A 20,178-nucleotide genomic window follows, 5' to 3' on the forward strand; every position below is an offset into this window, starting at 1 on the left:
TCTCTTAAAGGCTCTTTTTCTTTTCATATTGATTTTCTCTCGTACCAGAAAGCATGATGGCCTGTCTAATAGCTTCTTCCATGCTTGCAGAATCAGCTTTTCCTGTTCCTGCGATATCAAATGCTGTCCCATGATCGACACTTGTACGGATAATCGGCAGCCCAACTGTAATGTTTACACCCGACTCTAAGCCAAGCACCTTAATCGGTCCGTGCCCTTGATCATGATACATCGCCACAACGATATCAAAGTCACCTCTTACTGCCCTAAAGAACAAGGTATCAGCAGGCAGCGGCCCAAATACTTGAATCCCTTCTTCCTGCGCTAGTTCAACCGCTGGGATGATCTTCTCCTCTTCTTCTCCGTTCCCAAACAACCCATTCTCCCCAGCGTGCGGGTTAATCCCGCATACAGCAATTTTAGGAGCAGAGATCCCAGAACGGACGAGTGTATCATGTGCCAGCTTAATCGTCGTGTATACACGCTCAGGATTAATCTTTAAAATGGCATCCATTAATCCAATATGTGTGGTGACATGAACTACCTTTAAGTTAGGGGCAGCCAGCATCATCGCATAATCTTCTGTACCTGTCAGGTCAGCTAAAATTTCTGTATGTCCTGGATACATATGACCTGCCTTATGAAGTGCTTCTTTGTTTAGCGGCGCTGTGCAAATGCCGTCAATTCTACGGTCATTTGCAAGACTAATGGCTTTTTCAAGATATCGGAAAGCAGCATTTCCTGCTTCTTTTGATATGTCCCCAATTGGAATCTCGTTCGTTAAGAGCTTAAGGTCTAAGCACGGAACTGCTCCGGCTTTCACCTGCTCCGCTTCCTCTGGTTCTTTGATACTTACAATCTCCACATCTGTATTCACAAAGTCTTTTGCCCTATTTAATATACTGGTATCTCCGATCACAAATAGAATGGCTTCTTCATGTAAACGCGTTTGCTGAAAAGCTTTTAAAATAATTTCAGGACCAACACCAGCCGCATCTCCCATCGTTACAGCAATGATTGGTTTTGACATTCGACTTCCCCCTCTATCTTTTTCAGCACTTCTACCGCGTGGAGTACTGAATTTTTTTGACCGTAAGCTCCTGCTTTCGTAACCGCATATAAATTCGTATCAACAAGCTGACCGAGCGGGATGCCAGGTTCAATTTCTTTCAGCAGCCGAATACCTCCTGCTCCAAGCTCTTGGCAAATCGCCCGCGCTGTATCTCCGCCAGTTAGGAAAAGTCGTCTCATTCCTGATAATGTGACAATGTCTTTTGTGATCATTCCAAGAAAGACGGACAAAGCACTTCCAACCTCTTGTCTTGACAGCCCTTTCTTTTCTCCGTAAACCAGCATCTTTTCAACCATCTCTGGCCGTGCATCTGTGTAAAGGAGAATATCTTCGTTCTGACGCTTACGCAGTTGATCGAGAACTGATTTTCGTTCCCATGCTTCACGGCCGTTTAATACATTCAGCGGGTTCACTTTTATCTCAAAACAATCGTGAGTTTCTCTTAAATAAGCAAACTGCTCATTTGTTTTTTGAGAGGCACTTCCAGATACGATGAGGACAGGTCTCTGTTTTTTAAGGCGAGAAGTATTTCTATGTTTAGCGACATATGCCGATAATGCACCAGCTAGTCCCGCTGAACCGACCCATAGTATTCTTTTATCCATCTTCATAAACACTTCCACAATCCGCCCTAAATCATCACTTGTTTCTGCATCACACACAAACCATTGGTGACCATGCTTCAATAACGATGATACCTCATCATTCATTCCTTTGAGCTCTTCGCCGATTGTTTGTTGAGAAAGGTTTTTTGGTCTGACGTTCGTCTGCTCCTCAATTAAATCTGATATGCTGGATGTCAAAACTGGTGTTTTCGGATCCTTTGCTGCCTCTGACAGATGAACAGGCACTCCTTCCACATAATGTATGCCATTATTGGTTGCTCTTTGTGCATCTGGGTAGGCAGGTGCGATAACCGCCGCATCAAATGGGCCAATATCCATTAGTGCTTGCAGTTCAATTCCTATATTGCCTCTCAATGTTGAATCTATTTTTTTTAAGAAAAGGTGCGATTCATCTTGGAGAAATGGCTGCACCATTTGGCTGACCTCATGGTAGGCGTTCTCTGAAGACATACTTCGTGAATCGGTATCCACAATCAGCACATCCTCTTTATACCTGTCAATGCCTTCAAATGACGGCTGAAACAGGACAGAGGCTGTGAAGCCCGCTTTGACAAATTGAACACCTGTATCGTTGGCACCTGTCAAATCATCCGCCACAATGATTACCTTTTGCTCTAATTTCGCTCCTTTTTTTAATAGATCGTTTGTCATTTAGACACCTCGGCCTCATTACATATTATTCCTTTAGCTTTCTCCATAGCGTCGTACGGTTGATATTCAACCGCTTTGCTGCCTTTGATTGATTCATATTTTCTTCTTCCAGCACCGTTTTGATAATCCGTCTTTCAATTTCATCAAGCGTTCCATTCAAATAGCTGGACAGCTGTTTTTCTTCATTTTCAAAAGCAAGCTGATCAATTGCTGCCTTTGCCTTATTCAACGTGATATATCCACTTTTTGTCGTCAGCACAAGCTCCTCAATGATCCGCTTGAACTGCCTGACATTTTCTCTGAATTTCTGGTGTTGAAAGGCTTCAATCACATCTGCTGACAGCCCAACCACCTGCGTCCCGTAAAGAGAATTTAGTTCCGCAATAAATAACCTGCTCATGTCCTCAATATCTTCTGGCCGTTCAGACAACGGAGGGACATGAATCGTGAGCTCCTGTAAGCCTATATATAATTCCTCACAAAACGCTCCAGATTGCATCAATTTGAACAAATCCACTTGAGACGCAGCCATCCAGCGAATATTCTGATGATGATGCATCTGCTCAGCAATGAGCTGCTGTATATCCATTGGAACGCTCTCAATATCCTTTAGAAACATCGTCCCTTTTTGATGCAGAGGGATTGATTTTAAATCTTCCGGTTCTGTCAAACGTCTGCAATGTACCGTTGTAAAGCTCTCATCTTTCCTCTCGCTCATTTGATGGATGGCAAATGCAAGGCTTGATTTACCAGTTCCTTGTTCACCATACAGGCAAATCGAGCGCTCCGTTTGGCTAAACGCTTTTGCCCTTTTGATCACATCTTTCATTTTCGGGCTCTGTTCTGTAAAAAGAGCAAATGGATGTTCTGAATGAATAGGCGACGCAAGCGTCCAAATACGATGACCTTCTTGATTCATCACAGCCGAAGGCCTTTCAATCGTCACAAGCAACTCGCCTTTCGATAGCATGCTTCCTTTGACATGCCACACTTGCTGCTGATGAGATATTTGAGAATAACCATTTTGTTTCCCTTCTCGAATCGCCTTTAGTGCCGGTTCAAGTGCTGGACACCATGTAATCACATCGGCATGAGAAGTAGACGGTGCAAATAATCCTTTTTCTGTCCATTGTTTCATTTGTTGATTCATAAAATGAAGTTTGTTGTGTGGATCGACGATCAGCATGCCTTTTGGCTCTTGATCAATCATTTCACGAAAAAGACGCTGTTCAGCTGTCGCCTCTTTATATAAACGATACATTTGTTTTGCTTGATGAAATGCTTCTTTCACCGATTCACGACCTGATGTAATGAGCATACTCTGCATTCCCAGCTCTTTAGCCGCTTTATCTGTAATAACATCTCCAAGCACAACCTGTGTCCCTTGATCTTGTAATTGTTTTAAGAGATCCCATACCTCTTCCTCTTGCTGCACTGTGTAAATATCAATTTTAATTCCGTATAATTCCCCAATGGTGCGGACACCTTGAGTGATATTTTCAAAACCCACGACCGCTTTTTTACCTTGATAATCTTTTATCAGCGTTAAGGCACGAAGCAAGTCGTACCCTGACACAGGGATATCCACTACTGGGATGTTCACATGTTTTTGAATGAGCGCAGCTGTTCCGCCCCGGCTCATAATGATATCCATCCCTTGAGCTTCTGCTTGTTCTGCGAGAGCAACCCCAGACCGAAGATCTCCGACTACAAGCTGGAATGTGATATTTTTTTCTTCTTTGGCAAGGTCGATTAACACATCTCCCAACCCTTTATACGGCGCAACACCTAACACTTTGATATTCATGAAAAGGACCCCCATTTTTTATCTCTTCATCATGAGACATACCTTGAGGGAGTCCAGCCGATAGAAAATGGGGACAACCCTCCAAACATCAATTATAAATGAAGCAAATGAGGGTTACAATTCACCAGAAGCAGGGCCCTCTTGCAGTTAAGAAGTGCGATTGACCCATTCTTCTGTCACACACACATATTTGATCGCCTGCCGATAATACGTAAACGCAATATGCAGCTTCCCGTCTTTTCCTTCCGTGATGGATGGATAAGAATACTCTCGATTTAGTTTATCCTTTGAATTGTTTGTCATCGCATATCCATCACCCACTTCAAGGTTACGTCTGATAGGCCATGTATGACCATTATCCTCAGAGAGCGCCAAAGTCATTGGTGCACGCGGTGTTCCCCAAAACGCTGGACGTGCTTCTGTATCAACCGCCGTGCGCGTATCGCCTTCATCCTCAATTTCATCGTATAAAGAAGCTCTTCTTTCTGTTTGCTCATCCGCATTGATATGATTATAGACAAGGGCAAGATGCCCATTTTGGAGCACTGTAAATTGAATGGATGAATTATTATTGGGCAGCTCCGTCGCCTTTGGCTCAGACCATGTCCGTCCATGATCGACGGAACGGCTGATATAAATCGAATCAGCAAACCGGCTTCTAAAGAGGGCTATGAGGGATCCGTCTGCACACTTTCCAATATTCATATGAACACAGCCCGTGCTGTTTGGTACAATGACCTCATCCCATGTCTTTCCTTGGTCGGATGAAATCTTCACAGCACTGACATCCCGGTTCCCTGTCCATTTGACGCCTGGAATGGTCCTACAATAGAAGACGGGCAGCAGCCAATCTTGATTATCCAGTACAACAATCGGCTGCCGTATAAACGTACCCGGCTGTTCAAACAAAGTATCAATCTCACCCCATGTCTCACCTCTATCCTCTGATAGCCGGTATCTCACGATGGCGGTATCTTGATTCCCAGATAGCTGCGCGGTATACAGCAGCCATAGTCTGCCATTTCCCTCTTGAAACAGAACTGGATTTTGTTCAGAGCGTGCAGGATCGTTAGATAACTTCACTGCCTCTGTCCACTTGTTACTTCCCCGTTTGAGTCTCGACATATAGATTGAGATATCAGGTATTCCCTCCTGCGTTCCGCCAAACCAAACACATAATACATCTCCATTATCCAGCTCAAGTAAATTGGCCGCATGATTTTGCACACAGTCTGTTGGCAGAAAGGCTTCTTTTCTCTCTGTATCTTGTTCATTTTGTCGCAAAATTCCATCTATTTTCATCACAGTCTCTTCATTTGTCATGACAATTCTCCTTTCAATGATTGATCCTTTTTAGCAGGCGGACTGATAAGTCGATCGATTACCAGCACAAGGAAAGGAATGATAATGGCAATATACATATTATCGATTCCGAACGGATTATCGAGTAAATACCAAACTGTCGTGGTAACACCTGAAGCAGCAAGGCCAATGGTCGCCCCTCTATTTGAATTAAAGTATGGCAAGTAAAAGCCCATTGCTGCTACAACGGCGATCGATGTTCGAAGCGCCCTTGTAAAAAAGGAAAGGGACAGCAGCTCCGGCGCAAGTGCCACTCCGACAAGAGGCACAATTCCAACGAGTACAGCCACATACCTCGTGATTTTCATTCTCTGCTCTGGTGTTGGATTCATTTTCGGTACATAAAAATCATCCATAATTAAGGTCGTCGTCGCAAGCGCGACCGTCGACACACCGACAAAGATGGATGCCACAAGCGATGTTGCCACAATGGCACTCAAAATTGGATTCATATGCTGTAAAAAGACAGGGAAGGCATAAATAGGATCAATGTCTGGATACAAATAATGTGCAGCAACACCGATCACACCAATCGCAACGGCGAGCGGCAAACAAAGCAGAGCTGCATAAAGTGTCGATTTCTTTGCCTCACGCTCACTTTTCGACGAGGTGATTGCTTGAATAATAAACTGCGTAGCAAAGATGGCCCCCATGTTTCCTATAAACCAAGCTCCAATTGTCCCCCATCCAATTGTCCCGTCCCATGTAAAGAAATGATCAGGCATCGTTTGTTTCATCGGTTCAAAGCCTTTTGTTAAGTAAAGGGCTACCCCTAGTGTAATTAAAATCCCAGCATACTTCACGATCGAATGAAGGATCGTGACCCATGCTACCCCTTTCATTCCTCCGAATGTAAAATAAAATGTACTCACAACGGCCGTAATGATCGCACAGGTCATTAAAGGAAGCCCTAAAATGGATGCAATAGCAGCTGACCCACTTAAATAGTTTCCTAGATTCACAAGCAGTAATGCAGCAATCATAATAACAGAAACAACTAGCTTCGTTGATTTTCCAAACTTCTGATCGATAATACCTGAAATGGTGTACTGTCCTGTTCGATAAAACTTGCCTACTAAGAAAAAGGAAAAAATAAAAAAGGCGATAGCGACGGTCACAATAGACCATGAAGCAGAAAGCCCATGCGTAAAGGCAGATTCTGCAGTTCCAACAGTGGATTTCGTTCCAATGAATTCACTCATGAGCAAGATACCGACTACAATGGCTGGAAGTGACTTAGCAGCATTGTTAAATTCTGAATTGGATTTACTGCGGAAACGCATCGTCAGCCAAGTCGTAAATAGTATATAGAGAATAATGACGATCAAAATAAATGTGATGACAGAACTGCTTAAGACATTCATTTAAAATCCCCCTTTGTGTGCAAGCCGTGTGAAGCAACTTCTCATGTCCCATCCAATGAAGCATTAAGCGTCAAGCAGTTTCATGTATACCTGTTCAATTTCGGAAACAGACATTGGCTTTGGATTGTTGTCCATTAATCTCTTCACCTCTGAAGCTGCTTGAGCAAGTGCCGGTACATCCTCCTTCGACACGCCAAAAGCTTTGAGCTGCTGTGGTATGTGTAAATCCGCTGTCCATTCTTCAATTTGATGAATCACACGATCTGCAAGCTCCTGCTTTGTGTGAGCTCCCGCTAGTCCTATTGCTCTTGCCACATGTTCAAGCCGATCAATGATATGATCTGCATTAAAAGCAGTGACGTGCGGAAGCAGCATGGAATTAGCAACACCATGAGAAATCTTGTATTTCCCCCCTAATGGATAAGCCATGGCGTGAACAGCCGCAGTTCCGGCACTTGTAAGCGCCATTCCCCCATACATAGCACCAACAAGCATATTTTCTCTTGCCTTCATATGATCCCCGTGATGATACGCTTCCTGAATACTTCCTGAAATCAGTCGCATCGATTCCAAGGCAAACATGTCACTGAATGGATTGGCTTTATTTGAAATATAAGATTCAAGCGCATGCGTAAAAGCATCCATACCTGTAGCTGCGGTAATAGATTTCGGCAAGTTGAGAGTAAGTGCAGGATCTAAGATGACAAGGTCTGGCAAAAGATGCGGACTAACCATTCCAATTTTCAGTTCCTTTTCTGGAAAAGTCACAATTGCATTTGGTGTCACCTCAGATCCCGTACCAGAAGTTGTCGGAATTAGAATCGTCGGCACTCCCCTTTTTTCCACAAGGTTTGTGCCAACGAGAGCAGAAATCGGCTGATTGTTTGTCTTAAGAACAGCTAGAATTTTTGCAGCATCAAGGACACTCCCGCCACCAATGCCAATAATGGCGTCATGCTCTCCTTTTAAAAAGGTGTGGAATACGCCCTCGATATTTTCTTCTGTTGGTTCAGGTTTGATTTCTGTACTTATCTCACTTGCTATCCCCTTTTTCGCAAGTTCTCTTTTGATGTGATCTGCATAACCAAGTGATACGATAGATGGCTGCGTTAATATAAAAATGGATGTGAGTCCGCTAAGCCCTAAACTATCTAATTTCTCCCCAAGAAGGTCTAAAGAACCTGCGCCAGATACAATGTGTGATGCCGTCTGAAAGTGATAATGCGTGATCGTCATCTCTTCACTACTCCTTTGCCGCTTTTCCTTGTTTGCGATAGTCTTCAACCATTTGTGCCACAGCTTCCAATGCCTCACCTGACAGCTCTTTTACAGGGCTTCTGGGCGGGCCAACCGGAATTCCATAAAGCTCTGCTGCCTTTTTCAAAGGTGCTGGTAATGTCCCTAAACCGAATGTTGCTCTTAATGGCTGCAGCTGCTTCTGGAAGTGCTCACTTTCGTCAAGCTTCCCTTTTTGAAAAGATTCATAGAGTCCAACGACAGTTTCAGGCAGTACATTTGCAGTTGCTGCGACCGCCCCTGCTCCGCCGAGTTTCAAGGTATCTAAAATGAGTGAGTCCGTACCTGCAAGGACAACAAAATCTTCATCTTTTGTGACATCCAAATATGCCTTGATATTTTCAATGTTTCCACTGCTGTCTTTAATACCTAGCACATTCGGCAGTGCACTGAGCCGCGCAACCGTCTCTGGTGCTAGCGACACTCCTGTTCTAGATGGAATGTTATAAAGCAGAATCGGAATATTCACATTCTCAGATATGTGGCGAAAGTGCTCATACAGCTCTTCTTGGGTTGGTGCAACAAAATAAGGTGTAATGATAGACAGAACATCTACCCCTAGATCTGCCAGTTTATTTGACAGCCTGATGGTTGCCTCCGTACTATTTTCACCTGCTCCAATGAATACCGGTACTCGTCTGCCAACAGCATTCACGACAGTTTCAGCAATTTGAAGCTTTTCTTCCTCTGAAAACAGATGAAACTCTCCATTTGTGCCTAAAGCAAAGATGCCGTGTACACCTGAGTCGATCAAACGATTCACTAATTGCGTTGCCACTTCGGGATGAAAATGTTCTTTCTCAGTAAGCGGTGTCAAAATAGCGGGTATAATTCCTTGAATGTTCAAATGATCCTCCCTTTCTTACATGTTGCATTTTTAAACATATTATAAATTAAGCGCTTTCATGTTATTTATTATAAAAGGATTTCGATTAAATTAGCAACACTTTTTTTGATTTTTCACTATAATCCGTCCTTTTCTTATATAGCTGTTGATGTTTTCAACAAAAAAAGCGAACCATTTTGGTTCACTTTTGAATGACATTCAACGTACCATCCTTTTTATTTCATTATAAAATAGCGATTGAAGATATAGTTTTTAATGCCTAAAATATGATTAAGACAAAATGAAGGAGGATGGTATGAGTAAATTTAGTTTATTTAACAAGTTTTTGGTAAAAGAAGGCGAAAAAGAAAAAATGGTTGATATTCTGTTAGAAGCAGCAGAATCAATGAAGAATTTGGATGAATGTGAAATATATCTTGTGAATATTTCCGAGAATGAACCAAGTTCTGTTTATGTTTATGAAGTGTGGGCAAATGAAGATGCCCATCAAGCGTCTCTAGGTCTCGAAGCTACCCAAACATTAATAAGTCGTGCGAAACCAATTATTACTGGTATGGAAAGAATCAATACTTTAATAACACGAGGCGGAAAGGGCATTTCATCTAATTAGAATTCGACCGTCTTAGACATAAAATTAGAACTGGCTGTCATTGTGACAGCTTTTTTTCTTATTTAAAGCAAAGATTAAGAACTATTGTCAGGACTACACATTTTAGATATGTGTAGTCCTTTTATTTCAACTGTTTTACTCAACTAACCTAAATATAATTGTACATTCACTTTTGAATGACATTCAACGTTTGAAGAAGCCTTTGTACCTTTTGTCCTAATCTTTCGTGTAAATGGTCAGCATCTTCCGTTTCTTGCGTATTGGGTGCAGCGATGCACAGATGATGGATCGGATAACTTGTTTCTTGCTTCATGATGTGCATAAGCTGCCCCATGAGCTGAACAACTGCGCCATCTGCTAAAGATCGTTTTAGGATAAGCCAAATGGTCAACGCTTCCTGCTGAAGCATGCCGTAAAGGATCATATCGTCTTCGGCGTCTTCGGCGGCAAATTGTGCTAATTTGTTAGCTTGCTCGAAAAACAGCATTTCTTCAGCTGACTCTAGCTGCTCATGAAGCGTCTTCGTCCCCGTTCCAATAGACCTTTTCCAAAAGAACCCGCCGTTTTTCTTATGTGAGGAAAGGATGCGAAGAGGCTGATTAATGGAAAACGTCATTCCTTCTGAACCATATGTCCTCCAACCATCCGCTATGTTTACAATTGATGCTTTAGAAGGGGTTGCAGGCTCAACCATCAGCTGAGGGTTTGCCCTAAATGGATGCTGGAGCGGTGTCACATTTGTTTCATACACACGGTTGATTCGTTCAGTGGTCAAGACGTGATGCGGCATTCCTAACATGTCAGTCTTTCCTTCATAAAGCAGCAGCAGCCGATCACAATATAAACTGGCGATGTTCACATCATGGAATACGCCAATGACCGTTAACCTAGAGGAAGCAGTTTCTTCTTTAATTAAATCAAGCAAATCTTTTTGATAGGCTAAATCAAGGAAACTCGTTGGTTCATCCAGCAATAAATATTCAGGCTGCTGCGCCAATGCCTGTGCTAAATACACTCGCTGCTGTTCTCCTCCGCTTAACTCATGGATGGATTGATTCTTAAACTGTGCAACACCCGTTTGTTCCATGACTTTGCTGACGACCTGCACATCTTCTTGCGTGACAGATTGCAGCCACCCTTTTTGATATGGATAACGACCAAATTGGACGGTTTCCTCCACCGTAAATGAAAAAGCTTGGTCCGTTTTCTGCGGCAGAACTGCCATCTTTTGCGCAAGCGCCTTTGGCTGATAGGATTGAATAAGGTGACCGCCGAGACGTACTTCACCGCTCATAGGTGCTAAAATCCCTGCCATCATTTTAAGAAGGGTCGTCTTCCCGCTCCCGTTTGGACCGAGTATACCGAGAAATTCTCCTTGCTTTACTTCAAGATTAATGCCACGAATGACCTCTTTCTCTCCATATCCACCTCTGATTTCTTTCACTTGAATCATATGTGCGTCCCCCCTCTATATTTACGAATGAGGATGATGCCAAATACAGGTGCACCAATTAACGCAGTAATGATGCCAATCGGTAATTCAGTCGGCTCGATGATGGTACGGGATAACACATCTGCTAATACAAGAAAGGAAGCACCGTTCAGCATAGACAAAGGCAGCAGATGCCGATGATCCGTGATAGTTAAGAGGCGGATAAAATGCGGAATCACAAGTCCTACAAAACCGATCGTCCCTGATACCGCAACTGCACTTCCAGTCAGGATCGAGCCCGCCAGCAGCACAATATATTTGCTCCTTTTCACATGTACACCTAATAACTTTGCCTTCTCCTCGCCATACGTCATCACATTTAAATCCCGCCCCATCAACATTAACGCAAAGGTCCCAATAAGAAAAAAAGGAAGAAAAAGCACAATATAACGCCAGCCCCTCATGGACACACTGCCAAGCAGCCAATGAATGATCTCTTTTAGATCATCACCTGTTAAAGCAATCATCAATGAAATGAGCGCACCCAAAAAAGAGCTGAAAATTACTCCTGTCAAAATTAAAGAAGAAATGCTCATCCCCCGATGAACAAGACGCGCAAAAAAGAGAACGAGACAGAGGGTCACAAGCGCTGTTGTCATACTGAATAATGGCAGTGTGAAACTACCAAAAAGCGGGAGCTGCAAGCTGAAAAACAGGGTCGCTACGGCTCCAACTGATGCCCCTTGAGATACCCCCAGCGTATAAGGGTCAGCAAGAGGATTTTTTAATAAACCTTGAAAAGCTGCACCAGATAACGCAAGTGCTGCTCCGACTAATGCCGCTAATATGACTCTTGGCAGCCGAATGTTCATCATAATATTGCGATCGATAGAATCAATGGTTCCAAACTGCACGCCGAATAGTTCATGAACAAATATACGAAGAATAGAAGGAATGGGAATCCCTAAGCTTCCAAAGGAGATTCCCATTCCAATGCTCATCACAAGAAGTAAAACACTTAGTGTATATGCGATGGTCAATTTATTTGAACGTATCAGGATAGACGTTTTTCGCAAGAGCCTCGACTCCTTCAACCAATCGCGGTCCCGGTCTTGATGCGAGATCCGTATTCAATTGAAAGACTTGTTTTTCTTTCACTGCTTTCATTGCATTCCAGCCGTCTCTTTTTTTCAAGTCAGCTAAGCTGGAACCATCAATTGTCACGATAACATCAGGATTTCGCTTGATGATCGATTCTTCTGTCATTTGCACCCAGCCAGTTTGATCGCCAGCAGCATTTTTGGCATGGATAACAGAAAGCATTTCATCCATAAATGTATTTTTACCAGTTGTATAGATTTCAGGTGCACCTGACACTTCGACAAAGACTGTTTTTTGCTTATCTTTCGAAATCCCCTCTGCTTGTTTCTTGATGTCATTCAGCTTTGTTTTCATTTCGTCTACAAGCTTTGTTGATGCTTCTTTCACGCCAGCTGCTTCACCGATCATATTGATTGATTTGTACACATCCTTAAAGGACGTTGCATCATTTACAGTCAGCACTTGGATCCCTGCATCTTCAAGCTGTTTAAATCCATCTTTTGATCCCATCTGAGATGCATGTGCTAAGACAAGATCTGGCTTTAAGGAAATGACCTTCTCGACATTGAATTCAAGTCCGCCAATCTTCTCTACCTTTTCGACTTCCTTTGGATAATTGTCAAAGTCTGATCGTCCAACCATTTTATCTCCAAGACCGAGTGCATAAGCAACTTCCGTATTACTTGGAATTAACGAAACAATTCGTTTAGGCTGTTCTTTGATTTCAACTGTTTTGCCAGCTGCATCTTTTATTGATACTGGAAAAGCCGCAGTGGCCGTTTCTTTATTTTGTGACCCTTTTGCTTTGTGATCTGTCTCAGCGCCTGCACATCCTGCTAAAACACCCATCACAAGCAATAACGATAGCCAAATAGCTGTTAACTTTTTCATGAGTGAACCCCCTGTTTATGTACTGCTTAACGAAATCTCTTTCGTCAATTCTTTTCTAATTTCGGGAATATTATACTACAGTGCAGATAGGTTGTATATGTGATTTCTAAAAGCGTCTTTTCTGTTCATAAAACAAAAAAACAGCCTCTAAAAAGACTGTTTTTCACTCTTCAATGAATTGATTTGTTCTCCATTGATGACGACTTTCTGAAAAGCAGGAGAAACGGCATGCTCTAAAGATAAGGGATACGCCACTTCATCTATGACACAATCTTTCATTTTAAAATGTGTCACAGGAGAATGTGCGTATGCGGCTATTTTCACACCATATCGTCCGCCGCTGCTTTTGAGTCCTTCTACTTCAATATGACGTACAACAGGACGGTGCGGACCAGCATCTCCTTCCTCATACATCATGTCGATACAGACCACTTCATGCTTTAGACTTTTCACTGTATTGTTTTTAAAATAAATATGTTCAATGGTACCGCCTCTGACAGAGTTGGTTTTAATACGCAGTGCCCGGTCAAGGTTCGGACTGTCCATGACATTATCTTCTGCATAAACATACTTTACCCCACCAGAAATCTCGCTCCCGATCGTCACACCGCCGTGTCCATCCCGCATCTCATTTCTACGAATGACAATGTTTTCAGATGGAATCCCTATTCTCCGTCCATCCTCGTTTCTGCCCGATTTGATGGCAATACAATCATCTCCGTTATCAAAATAACAATCTTCAATGAGTACATTCCGGCAAGACTCCGGATTGACACCATCTGTGTTTGGTCCATGCCCAATGATTTTAACGCCGCGGACGATGACGTTATCACTTAACACAGGATGAATTTGCCACATCGGTGAATCCTTCACTGTCACTCCTTCGATTAGCACATGCTGACATTGGTATGGCTGAATAAAGCTTGACCTTAAATAATGACCTTCTCCAAATACCCTTTCTTCTACCGGTATTCTCTTTTCCGCCATTTCAAACAAAAGCTGGCGATCCCGATCCTGAGAGGGCTGGCCATTTGTCCCATACTTCCAAGGCCACCAATGATGCTCATCCCCTCTGCCATCAAGCGTTCCTGCTCCCGTAATAGCGATATTTTCTGCATGGTGTGCATAAATGAGAGGTGAATAATTATAAAGTTCAACCCCTTCATATCTTGTCAGTACAAGAGGCAAGTAATCCTTTGGGTCTTGGCTGAATGTCACATAGGCTTTCTCATGCAGATGAAGTTCTACATTGCTTTTCAATTCTAAAGCACCTGTCATAAATGTCCCTGCTGGGATCAGCACCCGCCCCCCTTTCAACCGGTGCGCATCATCAATGGCAGACTGAATAGCATTTGTTGAAAGCTCTTGCCCTTCCGCATCTGCTCCATAATGCACCACATTCAATTCACGATCTGGGAACTGCGGTGCTTTTATCTGCTTTAGCACTTGATCAATTCCGTTTACTTTTTTATCTTTCTTCCCTTGCTTTGCTAACCGAGCAATTCCAACTCCAGTTAGTACCGTTCCTGCTGTGATATACATCAAATCCCGTTTTTTAGACACTTCCTCATCCCCCAGTCGACTTAAAGTGTGACACCTGTTTTGAAAATAGCCAGCTCTCTAAAATTGTTTTTTTCATGATTTAACAGCTTCCCGCTCGCCACATCAATGACAGTTGAAATAAATTTTTCTAATACAACATCTTCCGGTACATCTTCAAGCAGTTCTCCAGCATTAAAGTCAATCCAGTGCTTTTTTGTTTCATATAAGGCTGTGTTGGTTGAGATCTTCATTGTTGGCACAAACGTACCAAATGGTGTCCCCCGGCCTGTTGTAAACAAGACCATTTGACAACCGGAAGCAGCAAGTGCAGATGAAGCAACCAAATCATTACCAGGTGCACTTAATAGGTTCAATCCCTTTTGTTTCAGCAGCTCTCCATATTTCAATACATCTTTAATTTCAGAAGTACCTGCTTTTTGTGTACAGCCAAGAGATTTATCCTCTAATGTCGAAATTCCACCTGCTTTATTTCCCGGGGAAGGATTTTCATATACCGGCTGTCGATGATCCATGAAGTATTGTTTAAAGTCATTGATCATTTGCACAATATTGTCGAAAGTCGCTTCTGATTCCGCTCTCTCCATTAAAATCGTTTCTGCTCCAAACATTTCAGGCACTTCTGTTAACACTGTCGTGCCGCCTTGAGCAACAATAAAATCGGACAGTCTGCCTAAAAGCGGATTTGCGGTAATACCAGAGAATCCATCTGATCCTCCGCACTTCAAGCCAATTTTCAGCTCAGATAACGGAATGTCTTCACGATGATCTTCTTTCGCCGCATCATAAATTTCCTTGAGTAAAGCGACTCCCGTTTCTATCTCATCTCCTACCTCTTGGCTTCTTAAAAATTTCACTCTCGTACGGTCATATTCACCTAATGTGGACTGAAAATCCTCAATGTCATTGTTTTCACAGCCAAGTCCAAGAACGAGTACTCCTCCAGCGTTAGGGTGCTTCACCGCATTTTGTAAAATGGTTTTGGTATTTTCATGATCGTCCCCAAGCTGTGAGCAGCCATAATTGTGCTTTAATACAAGGGCTGTTTCAAAAGGATGGATGTTTCCACCCATTTCAGCGGTGAATATTTGGATCATTTGATCGGCGATGCCATTTACGCATCCAACGGTAGGAACAATCCAAAGCTCATTGCGGATCCCGCTTCCGCCATTTTTTCGTTTATATCCTTTAAATGTTAGATTCGTTTTTTCATAGGGGTTTTCTGATAATGAAGGCTGGTATTCGTATTCTAGCTTGCCAGATAGATTGGTTTTGATATTATGCGTATGCACCCATTCTCCAGCAGAAATGGCAGTCACTGCATGACCAATGGGATAGCCATATTTGATAATATTCTCTCTCTGCTTGATTTCAGCCAATGCAAACTTATGACCTTTGGCGACGGTCTCTTTTAAGATAATCGTATGTCCTTGATGCTGCAGCTCCTCCCCTTGCTCAAGTCCTTTTAAAGCAATACCGACATTATCTGAAGGGTGGATGACAATAAAGTCTTTCATGCTTTCTCCCCCTGACTTTCATATTGATGAAGCCTCATTCGATGAACAGCTGCTCTCATCCCATGCGTCTGTATGAGGGTAAGCTGATCAGCTACAGCTTGACTCAATCCATTTATATCTGTTAAATTTCTGCCCCATAATGACTCGCATGAAAGAATTTTCGCTGCAACTCCTTCATTAGAATGGTTTTCCTCTTCCCACGCTTCCTTCATGAGCGTTAGCACAGTTTCATCATCCTTTACCCTTCCTGCATGTGCTCTGTAGAAATAAATGAGACTGCTAAGTGAAAACACAAGTTTCATTGGCAGCTGTTTCTTTCGCTCAACATAATCAAGCAATGACGGAAGATTACGGGTTCGGAATTTGGATACCCCATTCAGTGCAATATCCAGCAATTGATGCTTTACAAATGGATTGCAAAAACGATCCCAAACGGATTGTGTATAAAGAAGAAGCTCATCTTCAGGGAGTTCAAGCCCTGGAAGTACTTCCTCCTCCAGCATACGCCGGACGAACGGACCAACATGCTCATCATCCACAGCTTCTTTTACAGTTTCTAAACCGCATGAATAGGCAATCGGCACCATCGCTGTATGTGCACCATTTAAAATTCGTACCTTGCTCATACGATAAGGCGCAATATCCTCTACAAAAAGTACATTTAATCCTGCTTCTTGAAAGGGGAGCTCCTTTTGCACACAGGCAGGCGCTTCAATGACAAAAAGATGATAATATTCTGCCGTGACAAGCAATTCGTCGATATACCCTTCCTCCCTTTGTACAATTTCAGCCGCTTCCTTAGAGAATCCAGGGACAATCCGGTCCACAAGTGTATTACAAAACGTGTTGGCTTCCATAATCCATGTAATAAACGCAGGCGGCAGTTCCCACTCAGCTGCCATACCGATCACATATTTCTTCAATCGATCACCATTTTGTTCAACCAATTCACAAGGCAGAATGATCAGTCCTTTCTGCTCATCTCCAGCAAATGCTTTAAACCGGTGATACAAGAACGATGTCAGCTTTCCTGGAAAACTGGCTTGCGGCCGATCCTCCAAACGATCTTCTTTTCTAAACACAAGTCCTGCCTCTGTCGTGTTTGAGAAGACAAAGCGAAGATTCGGGTTTTCCGCTACGTGTAAAAACTCCTCGTAATCCGTATACGTACTAATTCCTCTGCTAATTGATTGGATGATCATACGTTCATTCATTTCTTGCTGGTCATGATATCCCTGAATACATAATGTGTACAAGCCATCTTGTTCATTTAAGGCTGCTACCGATCCTTTTCGTGGAGGGACAACAACCGCTTTTCCTTTAAAATCTGTGCAGTCGTTCAGCTTCTGGATGTGCCAATTGATAAATCCTCGCATAAAATTTCCTTCGCCAATCTGCAAAATCGTTTCCGGATACTCAGCCGCCGGGTATATGGCTTTTGATAATCGTTTCAAATGGATTCCCCTCTCCAAGAAATATGCACACGTGAACATTTTTCTAAGAAGGTGCTGATTACGGCACCTTTTTGACTGAATCTCTAATCATCAGCTCTGTGTGGACATACACTTTTTCCATATGATCCTCTTCTTGCTCTTCACCGTTTATTACTGAAAGGATAGCTTCTGCTCCAAGTGCACACATTTTTTCAATCGGTTTTTTCACCGTTGTCAATGCAGGTGTGGTATAGGACGAAAAAGCAATATCATCAAAACCAATAATAGAAATATCACCTGGACACGTTTTGCCTTTTGCAAATAATGCATTCATTGCACCAATCGCCATGTCATCGTTTGAGCAAAAGAGCGCTGTTGGCGGTTCATCAAGGGCCAGCAGCGATTCCATTGATTCATAGCCGCTTTTCATATGATAATCGCCTTTCATCATATATTCTTTCTTCATAGGTATTTGGTGATCAATTAGCGCTTGCAGGAAACCAGCTTTTCTTTCTTGAGTTGATTTAAAGCCTTCTTTCCCTTCAATGATGGCGATTTGTTCATGACCTTCCTGAATCAAATGGTGTGCAGCCTGGTAAGCTCCTTGACTATCATCTGCTAATATATTCATGACCTCATGACTTTCTACACGGCGATTCAGCACAATGATGGGAATGCCCTGTTTTTTCACATGATGGATAAATGCTTCATCATGTTCGCTTTGACTCATGAGCAAAATGCCATCGTAGCGTTGTTTATGAATGGTTGTGTAATCGTGAAAGTCGTCAATTCCTCTTACAAAGAGATTATAATGCTCTGTCATGACGCTATTGACACCTTTTAACGCATCCACAAAGAAGCTTGAAGATGTGCCTTCAGTTAAACTCGTAAAAAACAGACCAATTGTGAATGATTTTTGTGATACTAGGCCTCTCGCATGGACATTCGGTGAATAATTCAGCTGTTTTGCAATCGACAAAATCTTTTGTTTTGTCTTCTCTTTAATAAAAGGACTGTTATTCAAAGCCCTTGATACCGTGGTATGAGAGACGTTTGCCAATTTTGCTATGTCTTTAATTGTGACTGTCATGCTATTCCGCCTTTTATGATTTTTTACCATCTTATCATAAAACCGCTTTCATTTTCTTCATGTCATTCAGTTTGGATGCTGGAGCTGCTTTGCCCGGTCAAATTGAAAATACTGCCTGGCATTTTCATAGCTGATTCCTTTCACGATTCCCCCTAACAGTTCAAGATCATAAGGGGCTTCTCCTTTTTCTACCCAATCTCCGATGATATCGCATAGCAGTCTTCGAAAATATTCATGCCTTGTATACGACAAAAAGCTTCGTGAATCTGTCAGCATCCCAATGAAACGGCTGATCAGTCCAATACTGGATAGAGCCATCATCTGCTCTGTCATCCCTTGTTTCGTATCATTAAACCACCAAGCTGTGCCGTGCTGGATCTTCCCAGGTGTCGTCCCGTCTTGAAAACTTCCAGCCAATGTGGAAATCACAACATTGTCCCGAGGATTCAAGGAATAGAGAATGGTTTTTGGCAGTGCCTGTTCTTGATCTAAACGGTCTAATATTCTGCAAAGCGGCTTGGCAATGTCTTCATCATTCATCGCATCATACCCTGTATCTGGCCCAAGCCGCTCAAACATTTTCGTATTGTTGTTCCTAAGCGCATTGATATGCAGCTGCATTGCCCAACCCCGCTCATAGTAAGCCTGACCTAGCTGAATGAATGTTTGTGTTTTAAATTTGATCTTCTCTTTTTCTGTCAATGAATGACCAGACATTCTTTTATGAAAGATGGCTTCCACTTCTTCTTCCGTCGTTTCTTCAAACGTCATTTCGTTAATAGCATGATCTGAGATCAAGCAGCCTTGTTCATGGAAAAAATCAATTCTTGCGAGGAGAGCTGTCAAAAAGTCTTGATAGGATTGTATTGAAGTAGATGAAGCCTCTGCCAGTTCGTGAACATACCCTGTAAATAGGTGATTCGTTATATCTAGTGCCTTGTCAGGCCGAAATCCGGGCAGTACTTGCACAGTGAATCCTTCTTCCCGCAGTTTTTGATGATAACAAAGCGAATCGACTGGATCATCTGTTGTCACGACTGTTTCAACGTTCGATTTCACAATGAAGTCTCTTGCACCAAAACCCTCTCCTTGCAGCTTTTCATTTACTTTTTGCCAGATGATGTGTGCGGTTTTTTCGTTTAAAAGTTCTTCAACTCCAAAATATCGTCTCAGCTCTAAATGAGTCCAGTGATAGAGCGGGTTACCAATGGTCATGGGAACAGTCTTCGCCCACGCCAGAAATTTCTCATAGTCTGAGGCATCCCCTGTGATGTGCGATTCGGGTATGCCATTTGCTCTCATGGCACGCCATTTATAATGATCTCCGTAAAGCCATGCTTCGGTGATATTATGGAAGGTTTTATTCTCATAGATTTCTTTGGGGCTTAAATGACAATGGTAATCTATAATTGGAAGGTCCTTTGCAAACTCATGGTATAGCTTTTCCGCCGTTTGACTGTTGAGTAAAAAATGCTCATCTAAAAAGGCTTTCATCAAACTCCCCCATCTCTCTTATAGA

The 20,178-nt window shown here is 42.6% G+C and carries 16 protein-coding genes; 1 reads left to right on the forward strand and 15 read right to left on the reverse strand.

Annotated features, from left to right (window positions below; genetic code table 11):
- Positions 1–4: 4 nt before the first annotated feature.
- From pdxA to dapA, 7 genes are all read right to left on the reverse strand, one after another.
- Positions 5–1,030 (reverse strand): 4-hydroxythreonine-4-phosphate dehydrogenase PdxA, encoded by a 1,026-nt coding sequence (gene pdxA / locus MHI23_RS15385; RefSeq protein WP_103131599.1) that lies wholly within the window; start codon positions 1,028–1,030, stop codon positions 5–7.
- Entirely contained in the window at positions 1,006–2,349 is a 1,344-nt protein-coding gene (locus MHI23_RS15390; RefSeq protein ID WP_024423432.1) for a four-carbon acid sugar kinase family protein, read from the reverse strand. The genes pdxA and MHI23_RS15390 overlap by 25 nt, the downstream gene beginning before the upstream one ends.
- Positions 2,350–2,374: 25 nt before the next feature.
- Positions 2,375–4,156 carry a sigma-54-dependent transcriptional regulator gene (locus MHI23_RS15395; protein WP_176544473.1) on the reverse strand — a complete coding sequence of 594 codons (1,782 nt, stop codon included), beginning with the start codon at positions 4,154–4,156 and terminating at the stop codon, positions 2,375–2,377.
- A 147-nt stretch (positions 4,157–4,303) separates the two neighbouring features.
- The gene (locus MHI23_RS15400) at positions 4,304–5,479 is read right to left on the reverse strand and encodes an exo-alpha-sialidase (RefSeq protein ID WP_125586105.1); all 1,176 of its coding nucleotides are present in this window, start codon (positions 5,477–5,479) and stop codon (positions 4,304–4,306) included.
- Entirely contained in the window at positions 5,476–6,882 is a 1,407-nt protein-coding gene (locus MHI23_RS15405) for a sodium:solute symporter family protein (RefSeq protein ID WP_024426026.1), read from the reverse strand. The genes MHI23_RS15400 and MHI23_RS15405 overlap by 4 nt, the downstream gene beginning before the upstream one ends.
- 63 nt (positions 6,883–6,945) lie before the next feature.
- Complete coding sequence (locus MHI23_RS15410; protein ID WP_034623860.1) at positions 6,946–8,118, reverse strand: iron-containing alcohol dehydrogenase; 1,173 nt, start codon at positions 8,116–8,118, stop codon at positions 6,946–6,948.
- Positions 8,119–8,125: 7 nt separating this feature from the next.
- Positions 8,126–9,025, reverse strand: coding sequence for a 4-hydroxy-tetrahydrodipicolinate synthase (gene dapA / locus MHI23_RS15415; RefSeq protein WP_034623861.1), 900 nt, complete (start codon positions 9,023–9,025; stop codon positions 8,126–8,128).
- 295 nt (positions 9,026–9,320) lie between these two features.
- Here dapA and MHI23_RS15420 point away from each other — a divergent pair, with 295 nt between their 5' ends.
- A complete protein-coding gene (locus MHI23_RS15420) occupies positions 9,321–9,635 on the forward strand; it encodes a putative quinol monooxygenase (protein ID WP_103131605.1) in 315 nt (104 codons plus the stop codon).
- Positions 9,636–9,801: 166 nt separating this feature from the next.
- Here MHI23_RS15420 and MHI23_RS15425 read toward each other — a convergent pair whose 3' ends face one another.
- The 8 genes from MHI23_RS15425 to uxaC all read right to left on the reverse strand — a co-directional run bounded on the left by MHI23_RS15425 (position 9,802) and on the right by uxaC (position 20,153).
- Positions 9,802–11,088 (reverse strand): heme ABC transporter ATP-binding protein, encoded by a 1,287-nt coding sequence (locus MHI23_RS15425; RefSeq protein WP_125586103.1) that lies wholly within the window; start codon positions 11,086–11,088, stop codon positions 9,802–9,804.
- Positions 11,085–12,143: an iron ABC transporter permease gene (locus MHI23_RS15430; RefSeq protein ID WP_024423440.1), complete on the reverse strand. Its 1,059-nt coding sequence runs from the start codon at positions 12,141–12,143 to the stop codon at positions 11,085–11,087. Before MHI23_RS15430 ends, MHI23_RS15425 begins: the two co-directional genes overlap by 4 nt.
- Complete coding sequence (locus tag MHI23_RS15435) at positions 12,109–13,059, reverse strand: ABC transporter substrate-binding protein (protein ID WP_024426031.1); 951 nt, start codon at positions 13,057–13,059, stop codon at positions 12,109–12,111. Before MHI23_RS15435 ends, MHI23_RS15430 begins: the two co-directional genes overlap by 35 nt.
- Positions 13,060–13,206: 147 nt before the next feature.
- Entirely contained in the window at positions 13,207–14,622 is a 1,416-nt protein-coding gene (locus MHI23_RS15440; RefSeq protein ID WP_125586101.1) for a glycoside hydrolase family 28 protein, read from the reverse strand.
- A gap of 20 nt (positions 14,623–14,642) precedes the next feature.
- Complete coding sequence (locus MHI23_RS15445) at positions 14,643–16,136, reverse strand: altronate dehydratase family protein (protein WP_125586099.1); 1,494 nt, start codon at positions 16,134–16,136, stop codon at positions 14,643–14,645.
- Positions 16,133–17,590 carry a tagaturonate reductase gene (locus MHI23_RS15450; RefSeq protein ID WP_125586097.1) on the reverse strand — a complete coding sequence of 486 codons (1,458 nt, stop codon included), beginning with the start codon at positions 17,588–17,590 and terminating at the stop codon, positions 16,133–16,135. The genes MHI23_RS15445 and MHI23_RS15450 overlap by 4 nt, the downstream gene beginning before the upstream one ends.
- A gap of 58 nt (positions 17,591–17,648) precedes the next feature.
- Positions 17,649–18,659: a LacI family DNA-binding transcriptional regulator gene (locus MHI23_RS15455; protein WP_149126293.1), complete on the reverse strand. Its 1,011-nt coding sequence runs from the start codon at positions 18,657–18,659 to the stop codon at positions 17,649–17,651.
- A gap of 66 nt (positions 18,660–18,725) precedes the next feature.
- Complete coding sequence (uxaC, locus tag MHI23_RS15460) at positions 18,726–20,153, reverse strand: glucuronate isomerase (RefSeq protein WP_125586094.1); 1,428 nt, start codon at positions 20,151–20,153, stop codon at positions 18,726–18,728.
- Positions 20,154–20,178 lie beyond the last annotated feature (25 nt).

It is taken from the genome of Bacillus sp. FSL M7-0003, assembly GCF_038628485.1.
GTDB classification, from domain to species: domain Bacteria; phylum Bacillota; class Bacilli; order Bacillales; family Bacillaceae; genus Bacillus; species Bacillus safensis.

Coding starts and splice junctions, on each gene's coding strand:
- MHI23_RS15400 (WP_125586105.1), bottom strand. CDS start 5,479: ATGACAAATGAAGAGACTGTGATGAAAATAGATGGAATTTTGCGACAA.
- MHI23_RS15445 (WP_125586099.1), bottom strand. CDS start 16,136: ATGAAAGACTTTATTGTCATCCACCCTTCAGATAATGTCGGTATTGCT.
- MHI23_RS15420 (WP_103131605.1), top strand. CDS start 9,321: ATGAGTAAATTTAGTTTATTTAACAAGTTTTTGGTAAAAGAAGGCGAA.
- MHI23_RS15455 (WP_149126293.1), bottom strand. CDS start 18,659: ATGACAGTCACAATTAAAGACATAGCAAAATTGGCAAACGTCTCTCAT.
- uxaC (WP_125586094.1), bottom strand. CDS start 20,153: ATGAAAGCCTTTTTAGATGAGCATTTTTTACTCAACAGTCAAACGGCG.
- MHI23_RS15395 (WP_176544473.1), bottom strand. CDS start 4,156: ATGAATATCAAAGTGTTAGGTGTTGCGCCGTATAAAGGGTTGGGAGAT.
- MHI23_RS15410 (WP_034623860.1), bottom strand. CDS start 8,118: ATGACGATCACGCATTATCACTTTCAGACGGCATCACACATTGTATCT.
- MHI23_RS15435 (WP_024426031.1), bottom strand. CDS start 13,059: ATGAAAAAGTTAACAGCTATTTGGCTATCGTTATTGCTTGTGATGGGT.
- MHI23_RS15390 (WP_024423432.1), bottom strand. CDS start 2,349: ATGACAAACGATCTATTAAAAAAAGGAGCGAAATTAGAGCAAAAGGTA.
- MHI23_RS15405 (WP_024426026.1), bottom strand. CDS start 6,882: ATGAATGTCTTAAGCAGTTCTGTCATCACATTTATTTTGATCGTCATT.
- MHI23_RS15425 (WP_125586103.1), bottom strand. CDS start 11,088: ATGATTCAAGTGAAAGAAATCAGAGGTGGATATGGAGAGAAAGAGGTC.
- pdxA (WP_103131599.1), bottom strand. CDS start 1,030: ATGTCAAAACCAATCATTGCTGTAACGATGGGAGATGCGGCTGGTGTT.